Genomic DNA, 8,472 nt, shown 5'->3' with positions numbered 1-8,472 from the left:
AGATCGCGCGCGCGGCCGGCCTCGCCGTGCCCGAGATCGTCTTCGTCGAACTAGACGCGGAACTCGCGCGCACCGAGCCTGACCCCGAGATCCAGGAGCTGATCCGCGCGAGTGCAGGTCTCAACCTCGCGCTCGACTACTTGCCCGGCTCGGTCACGTTCGATCCGCTGGTCGAACAGCCCGACGCCGAACTCGCCTCGCGCATCGTCTGGTTCGATGCCTACGTCAGCAATGTCGACCGCACCGCGCGCAACGCGAACATGCTGGTCTGGCACCGCAAACTGCGCCTGATCGACCATGGCGCCGCGCTGTATTTCCATCACGATTGGGATGACTGGCGCGCGCGCAGCACGCGGCCGTTCGCGCAGATCAAGAATCACGTGCTGCTGCCGTTCGCGAGCCGCATCGCCGAAGTCGACGAGGGCATGCGCGCAGCGATCGCGCCGTCGATCAGCGATATCGTCGCGCAGATTCCGGACTCGTGGCTTTGCGATGGCGCGCCGTTCGCCAATGCGCATGAACATCGCGCGGCCTATGTCGAATACCTCACGCGGCGGCTCGACGCGCCGCGTGCATTCGTTGCGGAGGCGATTCGTGCCCATGCAGCCTGAGCGCAAACCCACGATCTACGACTACGCCGTGATCCGCGTCGTACCGCGCGTCGACCGCGAGGAGTTCGTCAACGCCGGCGTGATCCTCGCCTGCCAGGACGCGAGTTTTCTCGATGCGCGCATCGAACTCGACGCCGCGCGCCTGCTCGCGCTCGATCCCAAGGCGGACCTTGCTACGATCGCGCAGCACCTGGCTGCGATTCCGGCGATCTGTGCCGGCGGCAAACGTGCCGGCCCGCTGGCCGCGCTGTCGCGGCGCGAACGTTTCGACTGGTTGACCGCGCCGCGCAGTGCGTTGATCCAGACCTCGCCGGTGCACACCGGGCGCTGTGGCGACCCGGCCGCCGCGCTCGAAGCGCTTATGCGGCAGATGGTGCGTACGACCGCTGCCGCGCGTTGAGCAGCACGACCGCGATGCCGACGAGACACAACGCCGCGACGTAGTGGGCCGGCGCGAGACGATCGAACTTGAGCACCCAGCCGATGAAGATCGGCGTCAGGCCGCCGAACACCGCATAAGCAAGGTTGTACGAAAACGCGACGCCGGTGAAGCGTATCGGCGCGGGAAACGCGCGCACGAGCAAGGTCGGGATCACGCTGACCACGCCGACGCTCAAGCCGGCAACGAACGACAGCGGATACAGATACTGCGGCGCCGCGGCGACACCGAGATAGAACGCGTAGACGACACCGATCAGCACCGCGCAGCCGAGCGCAGACACGCGCGTCGTGCCGAAGCGGTCCGCGGCAAGGCCGAAGCCGAGGTTGCCGATCGCGAGGCCCACGGTCGCGATCGTATCGGCGCTGAAGGCCGCCGCGGGCGCGATGCCGTCGAGCTTCTGGATCAATTTCGGCGTCATCAGGATCATGACCACGATCGCCGCGGTCAGCACCCAGGTCAGCGCGACGCAGGCCAGCACCGCGCCGCCGTGCCCGCGCAGCGCGGCAGCTAGCGGCAGCTCGCGCGAAAGCTCGCGACGCTGGCGGATCGCCTCGAACACCGGCGTCTCGGCGAGCATGCGCCGCAGCAGCACGGCGAAGAAGCCGAACACGCCACCGACCAGGAACGGAATGCGCCAGCCGTAGTCGAGCATCTGCGCCGGCGTGAGCGCGGTGTTAAGTGTGGCGGCGAGCAGCGAACCGGCGAGGATGCCGAGGGTCAGGCCCGAGGTCAGCGTGCCGCAGGCGAATGCGGTGCGCCCCGCCGGCACATGTTCGGCGACGAACGTCCATGCGCCGGGCACTTCGCCGCCGACCGCCGCGCCCTGCACGATGCGCAGCACGAGCAGCGCGATCGGTGCGAGGACGCCGATCTGCGCGTAGGTCGGCAGCAAGCCGATCAGCAGCGTCGGCACCGCCATCATGAACACGCTCAGGGTGAACATGCGCTTGCGCCCGGTTCGGTCGCCGAAGTGGGCCATGACCACGCCGCCGAGCGGACGCGCGAAGTAACCCGCCGCAAACACACCCCAGGTCTGCAGTTCGCGCAACCACGGCGCCGTCGATGCGGGAAAGAACAGCGTGCCGATCTGTTCGGCAAGATAGACGAAGAGAATGAAATCGTAGAACTCGAGCGCGCCGCCGAGTGCGGCGAGCGAGAGGGTTTTCAGGTCCTGGCGGGTGAGTGACGCGCTGTCTTGGCTACTCATTGCGATACGGCGAGTCCGTGATTTTTGTTCGTCATGACCAACGCGCTTACAGCACCGCCGCGATTTCCTTCTCGATCGATTCCGGCGTATCGGTCGGCGCGTAGCGCTTGACGACCTTGCCGTTCTTGTCGACGAGGAACTTGGTGAAGTTCCATTTGATCGACTCGCTGCCGAGCAGGCCCTTGGCCTCGTGCTTCAGGTATTTGTAGATCGGATCGGCGTTCGCGCCGTTGACATCGATCTTGGCGAACAGCGGAAACTGCACGTCGTAGTTGAGCGAGCAGAAATTCTTGATCTCGGCCTCGTCGCCCGGCTCCTGGTGGCCGAACTGGTCGCAGGGAAAGCCGAGCACGACCAAGCCTTTGTCCTTGAGTTTTTCGTACAGCGCCTCGAGCCCCGTGTACTGCGGGGTGAACCCGCATTTGCTGGCGACGTTGACCACGAGCATCGCCTTGCCCTTGTAGGCACTGAGCGACTGCTCCTTGCCGTCGATGTCCTTCGCGCTGAAGTCGTAGATGCTGGTCACGGCCGCCTCCGCACAGGTGGGAATCTGCCTAATGTGCGGATGCGGCCGGAGAAAGTCCAGCGCCTCTCGTCAAAGGAATGATTTTGCGTGGTCGAGTACGCTCCCGCAGGCCTTCTTCGTGATCGATTTCTTCATGCTGCCGAGTTGGCCGATGTCGACCGACTTGCCGTCGCCGGTCTTGACCAGCCCTTTCTCGCCCTCGTCATAGTCGGACTTGTCCTGGTCACCGCCGAACTTGCCCATGAGCTTGTCCTTGATGCCCGAAGCACCGCCATCGAGGTAATTGTTCTTCACGCAATACGAAATCACGCCGGCCGCATTGCCGCCACTGCCGGAGGCGAGCGAAGACACGTCGCCACCGGCAAGACCCTTCAAGTCCCCGAGCTGCGCGCCCGCGCTGCCGCACAGACCGAACGCCGCAACGACACCGCCCAGTACCGCCAAGCCGATCTTGTTCGCCTTCATGGTTCTGCTCTCCTGTGGTGGATCGCGGCGACCGCTCGCCGCGATGGAGCGCAATCTACTGCCCGCGATCGGAAGAAACCGTTAACGGGCAGCGCCCGATCGCGGCCGCGGTTCAGTATCGCCAGCTCGTCAGGTCGGCACCTTTCGGCGCAGTCTTCTCGATCCGCTCGATGATCTTCGGCAGATACATCGTGTTGTAGCGCAGCCGTGAATAGGCGTTCGGCGTGTTCGCATCGCCGTTCCAGCAGTGTTCGTCGCGCAGGCCGTATTTCACCTCGCCCGCGTAGGCCGGATCGCGGAAGCTTTCGAGCGCGGCCTGCATGAGATACACCGCGTCGTTGAGGAAGTAGTTGTCCGACAGGCCGACGTAGACATGCAGTTTGCCGCGCAGCTTCTCGCCGATCTTCGGCCAGTTGCGCTTGAGGTAGTCGGTCAGGTCCCAGTGCTCGCGCCAGTAAGCGGCGACGTCGTGGTCGATTACGCCGGTACGCTTGTCGAAGATTTGTTTTGGGTAGCCATCCGGTCCGACCGGTGAGTAGACTGCCTGCCAGATGTCCCACTGCTCGGTCGAGCGGCCGTTGCTGCCGAGCATCAGTTCGTAGTTCATCGCATCGGGCATCGCCCAGATCGTGTGGCCGAGATAATCGCGCATCGCCGGCTGCGCGATGCGCTTCATCGGGCCGTCCATCCACACCGCGTTCCTGTCGTCGTAGAGATTGATGTGCGTGTAGGCGTGGAAGTCGACCGGATCGGGGCAGGCGCCGAACGCGCCGTTGTAGTAGTCCGGATTGAAGATCTGCACGGCGAGCGCTTCCCAGCCGCCGGTCGATCCGCCGTAGACGAAACGCGACCAGCCCGTGCCGAGTCCGCGGAATTTCTTCTCGATCGCCGGAATCAATTCCTGCTCGATCGCGCTGCCGTAGGGTCCGACATTGGCCGAGTCGACCGCATAGGAATCGTCGTAATACGGATTCGCGTGCTGCAGTTTCACGATCAGCACGCGCGGAAAATCCTTGGCCGTCCATCGCTGGTAGAACTTGTACGCCTCCTCCTGCTCGATGCGGTTGTAGCCGGCGAGATGGAAGCGTTCGTTGTAGTCGGGCTTGAGGTTCGGATCGGGCGGCTCGGTGCGGAAGCCATCGAAATCGGGCACGAAGTGATCGTGGAAGATCACCAGTGGGAAGTGTGACTTCGGATGCGCGTCGAAACCCTCGGGCACGAGCACGGCCGCGGACAGGAACATCGGCCGGCCCCAGAATTTCGTGAGCAGCTTGCTCTGGATGCGGATATGGCGGATGTACTTCGTGTCCTTCGGCGGCACGATTGGTGCGATCGTCTGGTCGAGTGCAATCGTCAACGACGCTGCGCCTTCGACCCTGCCGTCGGCACCGAGCGTGATCTTCTGCGGTTTCGAGTAGAAGTTGCCCGGCTTGATGTTCCAGTGCTGGCCCTCGCCCTGATCGGGCGGGAGGTCGAGCACGCGGCCGTCGGCGAGGTGGAAGGTTTCGTAGCGGTTGAGCAGCGCCTGCACGTTGTAGGTGCCGGGCGGCAGGTCGTTGAGATGCTCGACCGGGTAGCCGTCGGCGGCCGCGTCGATCGCGACCGCCGTGCCCGGCTTCCAGTCCTTCACGTTCTGGCCGAACGCGGCCTGGGTTTTGATCGTGTGGTCGACCTGGTTGCGCGGCTCATCGGAGAAATCGTTCGAGAACAGCAGCATCAGGCGGCCTTGTTGCGGCGTCTTCGCTGCCGACGCCGGCAACTCCACGCTGAAACCGGTCGCTGCCACCGCGGGGCCGCATGCGAAAGCAAACAATGCCAGCCAAGGCCAGGAACACTCAATGCGCATCGCCAACCCCATCGTCGACTCGAAGCGGCGATGCTAACCGAATTCGATCGAATTGATCAGCCGATGCGTTGAAGCGGCATCAGCGTGCGCTGCAGCGTCGGCGTGTCGATGTAGTGGTCGATCAGCAGGAACGCGAACAGCGCCATCAGGTAGATGATCGAGTAGTTGAACACCTTCATCGCGAAACGTTCGGACGGCGGATCGAGCAGCACGATCGCGTAGTAGAGGAAACCCGCGCCGAGCACGAGCGCACCGCCAAGATAAAACAGGCCGCTCATGCCGGTCAGGAACGGCAGCACGGTGACGAGAACGAGCAGGATCGTGTAGTAGAGCACGTGCCAGCGCGTGTACTCGACGCCGTGGGTGACCGGCAGCATCGGCACCATCGCGCGCGCATAGTCGTCGCGTCGGAAGATCGCGAGCGCCCAGAAATGCGGCGGCGTCCAGACGAAGATGATCAGCACGAGCAGCCAGGCGTGCGGATGCAGGTGGCCGGTGACCGCGGTCCAGCCGAGCAGCGGCGGCGCGGCGCCAGCGACGCCGCCTATTACGATGTTCTGCGGCGTTGCACGCTTGAGCCAGGCGGTGTAGACGATCGCGTAACCGATCAGCGAGGCGAAGGTCAGCGCCGCGGTAAGCGGATTGACCAACGCAATCAGGATCGTCATCGACAACGCGCCGAGGAAGACCGCAAACGCGAGTACCTTGGCCGGCGTCAACGCACCAGTCGCGAGCGGACGGTGCGCGGTGCGCGCCATGAGCTTGTCGATGCGCTGGTCGATCAGATGATTGATCGCCGCGGCCGACGCGGCGGCCAGCCAGATGCCGATGAAGCCTGCGACCGATTCGCGCAGCGGCGGCCAGCCCGGCACGGCGAGGAACATGCCGATGATCGCGGTGAACACGATCAGCGCGACGACGCGCGGCTTGGTCAGTTCGAGGTATTGGCTGGCGACGGACATGCGCGAGAGTTTAACGTGCGGCTGCGCGTACCCGCACGAGCAAGGCCAACAACGACAGCAGCAGCGCCGCGGCGACGCCGTTGTGCGCGGTCGCGATCGGCAGCGGCAGGCCGAGCTTCACGTTGGCGATGCCGAGCGAGACCTGCAGCAGCAATGCAATGCCGATCGCGACGGCAAACGGCCGCGTCTCGACATGCCGCGCCGCGCGCTGGACGACGGCGAACGCGACGTGGCCGAACACGAGCACCGCGCCGATGCGGTGCACGAGCTGGATCGCGATGCGCGCCGAACCGTCGAGCACGCCGCCCTCGTAGTTGACGCCGATACCGCGCCAGAGCACGAACGCTTCATGGAAATCCATGTTGCCCGGCCACCACTGGCCGAGGCAGGTCGGGAAATCGAGTCCGCAGGCGAGCGCGGCGTAGTTCGAACTGGTCCAGCCGCCGAGCGCGATCTGCACGGCGACGAGGCCGATGCCGACGACGGTCAGGCGCCAGAGCTTGTCCTTCTCCGCGATCGGAAATCGCGGATTGGCGATACTCGGAATCGTCAAGCGCAGCGCGGTATAGGCGAGCAGCGCGAACGTGGTCATGCCGCCGAGCAGATGGGCCATGACGACGACCGGTTTCAGCTTCCACGTCACCGTCCACATGCCGAGCAGGGCCTGGAACAGGATGAACACGGCCGCGGCGAACGGCACGGCAGCCAAGCCATGCAAGTCGCGGCGGCGGCGCCACGTCCAGATCGCGAGCGCGAACGTGGTCAGGATCAATCCACCCGCAAGGAAGCGATGGACCTGCTCGCGCCAGGCCTTGTCCGACTCGACCGGGCGATCGGGAAAAGCGGCGTTGGCCGTGGCGATGTCGGTTTCATGATTGGGCCAAGTCACCTTGCCGTAGCAGGTCGGCCAGTCGGGGCACGACAAGCCCGCGTTCGACAGGCGCACGAACGCGCCGAACACGATCACGACCAGCGCAAAGGCCGCCGCCATCCACGCCAGTCTCGCGATTCCTCTCGTACTCATCACTTCACCACCTTGGGCAAATCGCGGCGCACGCCGCCGAGGTCGTAGCCTTCGGCGTAACGCATCATCAGGTAACCACCCGGATCGACCAGCGCAAGCGCAAGTCCGTTGTCGCCCTTGGCGCGCAGGTCGGCAAACGCGTTCGTGTCGTCGCTGCCTGCCTGCAGCGGCGCCAGCGCGGTCAGCGCCGCCGCCGGCAGCGACGTGCCGAGATAGACCAGGCGCAGGCGTTCCGCGTTGCGTCCGAGTGTCGCGCGCATGCGCACGAGATCGCCAAGCGCGGTTTGGCATTGCTGCGCACAATCCTTGCCGGGCAACGCGAGCAGGGTCCACTGCCATTGCGGGTTGCGCCAGACGAGTTTCTCGCCGCCGGGCAGCGTGACCGGCACCGCATCAACCTGACGCGGCGGATTGATCAGCGTGCCATAGGCCTTCGTGCCCTTCGGCTCCCAGCCGATGAAATTCAGCGCGAACGCGGTCAACATCGGCACGACGAAAACGGCGACGATGCCGATCAGCATCCAGCGGTTGCGATTGCGTGCGGCGCGCGCGGCGCCTGCGTTGAGGTGTTGTTCGGACATGGAGCTACTACTTCTGTATTTTTCTGAAATGCAGCAGGACGAAGATCACGATCGCGGCGACGGCGAACGCGAACCACTGGACCGCGTAGGCGCGGTGCCGCTCGGGCGGCATCACGCTCGGCGTCCACGAACGCGCGAACCCCGACGCGGTATCCGCATCGAGCAACAGCACGCGTGGCAACAGCGGTCGCTCCAGATCGGCGGCGATTTCCTGCGCGTCGATCGCCAACGTCAGTTTGGGCCACGTCGACTGGCGTGCGAGCGCATTGCCGCCGACGCGGATGCCGTTGCCCGGAAACGGCGCATAGACTCCGGCCAGCTCCACGTCGCCCTCGGACAACGCCGGCAACAGCGGCTGCGTGCCGCGCTCGTGCGACCAGGTGATCCAGCCGCGGTCGACAAGCAGTACCTCACCGTTCCCGTTCGGCGCATCACCGCCTTCCGCCGCAAAGGCTGCGTAGGCTTCGACGCCGAGCTTGCCGTCGCGCACCTGCTCGTCGCGCAGCCAGCCGCGATCGGCAAGGAACCGGCCGCGCAGGCGCACATGCGGATAGCGGTCCGTCGGCGGCGCGCTGCGCACCGCGGCGAAATCCTCGAACGCCGCCTTCGGTGCTGCATCGAACGCAGCGAGCAGATGCTGCGCCTCGCCGGCGCGGTCGAGCTGCCAGATGCCGAGGCGCATGAACAGCGCGATGCCGGCCACGGTCAGCGCGATCGCGAACCAGGACGGCCGCCGCCAGCGCCGTGCGCTCATGGCGCGCTTCGCACGGTGCTGCGGAAATCCATCGACATTCGGCCCGTCGCGACG

Annotated in this window: 10 protein-coding genes; 2 read left to right on the top strand and 8 right to left on the bottom strand. The window is 65.2% G+C overall.

Going from position 1 to position 8,472, the window contains the following annotated elements; translation table 11 throughout:
* Window positions 1–611 (top strand): HipA family kinase (locus VF497_RS10790; protein WP_330888523.1); only part of this gene is annotated, 611 nt, incomplete at its 5' end.
* Window positions 601–1,011 (top strand): DUF3037 domain-containing protein, encoded by a 411-nt coding sequence (locus VF497_RS10785; RefSeq protein ID WP_330888525.1) that lies wholly within the window; start codon window positions 601–603, stop codon window positions 1,009–1,011. The genes VF497_RS10790 and VF497_RS10785, both read left to right, overlap by 11 nt.
* Here VF497_RS10785 and VF497_RS10780 read toward each other — a convergent pair.
* The 8 genes from VF497_RS10780 to VF497_RS10745 form a co-directional block, all read right to left on the bottom strand.
* Window positions 971–2,260: an MFS transporter gene (locus VF497_RS10780; protein WP_330888521.1), complete on the bottom strand. Its 1,290-nt coding sequence runs from the start codon at window positions 2,258–2,260 to the stop codon at window positions 971–973. The two genes, VF497_RS10785 and VF497_RS10780, sit on opposite strands and share 41 nt — an antisense overlap.
* Window positions 2,261–2,306: 46 nt before the next feature.
* A complete protein-coding gene (locus VF497_RS10775; RefSeq protein WP_330888519.1) occupies window positions 2,307–2,786 on the bottom strand; it encodes a glutathione peroxidase in 480 nt (159 codons plus the stop codon).
* A 69-nt stretch (window positions 2,787–2,855) separates the two neighbouring features.
* The gene (locus VF497_RS10770; protein WP_330888517.1) at window positions 2,856–3,251 is read right to left on the bottom strand and encodes a DUF2501 domain-containing protein; all 396 of its coding nucleotides are present in this window, start codon (window positions 3,249–3,251) and stop codon (window positions 2,856–2,858) included.
* 112 nt (window positions 3,252–3,363) lie between these two features.
* Window positions 3,364–5,037: an alpha/beta hydrolase-fold protein gene (locus tag VF497_RS10765; protein ID WP_330888515.1), complete on the bottom strand. Its 1,674-nt coding sequence runs from the start codon at window positions 5,035–5,037 to the stop codon at window positions 3,364–3,366.
* 116 nt (window positions 5,038–5,153) lie between these two features.
* A complete protein-coding gene (gene cyoE, locus VF497_RS10760; protein ID WP_330888513.1) occupies window positions 5,154–6,059 on the bottom strand; it encodes a heme o synthase in 906 nt (301 codons plus the stop codon).
* 10 nt (window positions 6,060–6,069) lie between these two features.
* On the bottom strand, window positions 6,070–7,083 hold the full coding sequence (locus VF497_RS10755) for a COX15/CtaA family protein (protein WP_330888511.1): 1,014 nt from the start codon (window positions 7,081–7,083) through the stop codon (window positions 6,070–6,072).
* Window positions 7,083–7,664, bottom strand: coding sequence for a hypothetical protein (locus VF497_RS10750; protein ID WP_330888509.1), 582 nt, complete (start codon window positions 7,662–7,664; stop codon window positions 7,083–7,085). Before VF497_RS10750 ends, VF497_RS10755 begins: the two co-directional genes overlap by 1 nt.
* 7 nt (window positions 7,665–7,671) lie before the next feature.
* Window positions 7,672–8,472: SURF1 family protein (locus VF497_RS10745; protein ID WP_330888507.1), on the bottom strand; the 801-nt coding region annotated here is incomplete at its 5' end.

This window comes from Rudaea sp. (assembly GCF_036383415.1).
In the GTDB taxonomy this organism is placed as follows: domain Bacteria; phylum Pseudomonadota; class Gammaproteobacteria; order Xanthomonadales; family Rhodanobacteraceae; genus Rudaea.
The sequence above is the reverse complement of the archived record's forward strand: the minus strand, read 5'-3'. Positions and strand labels throughout refer to the sequence as shown.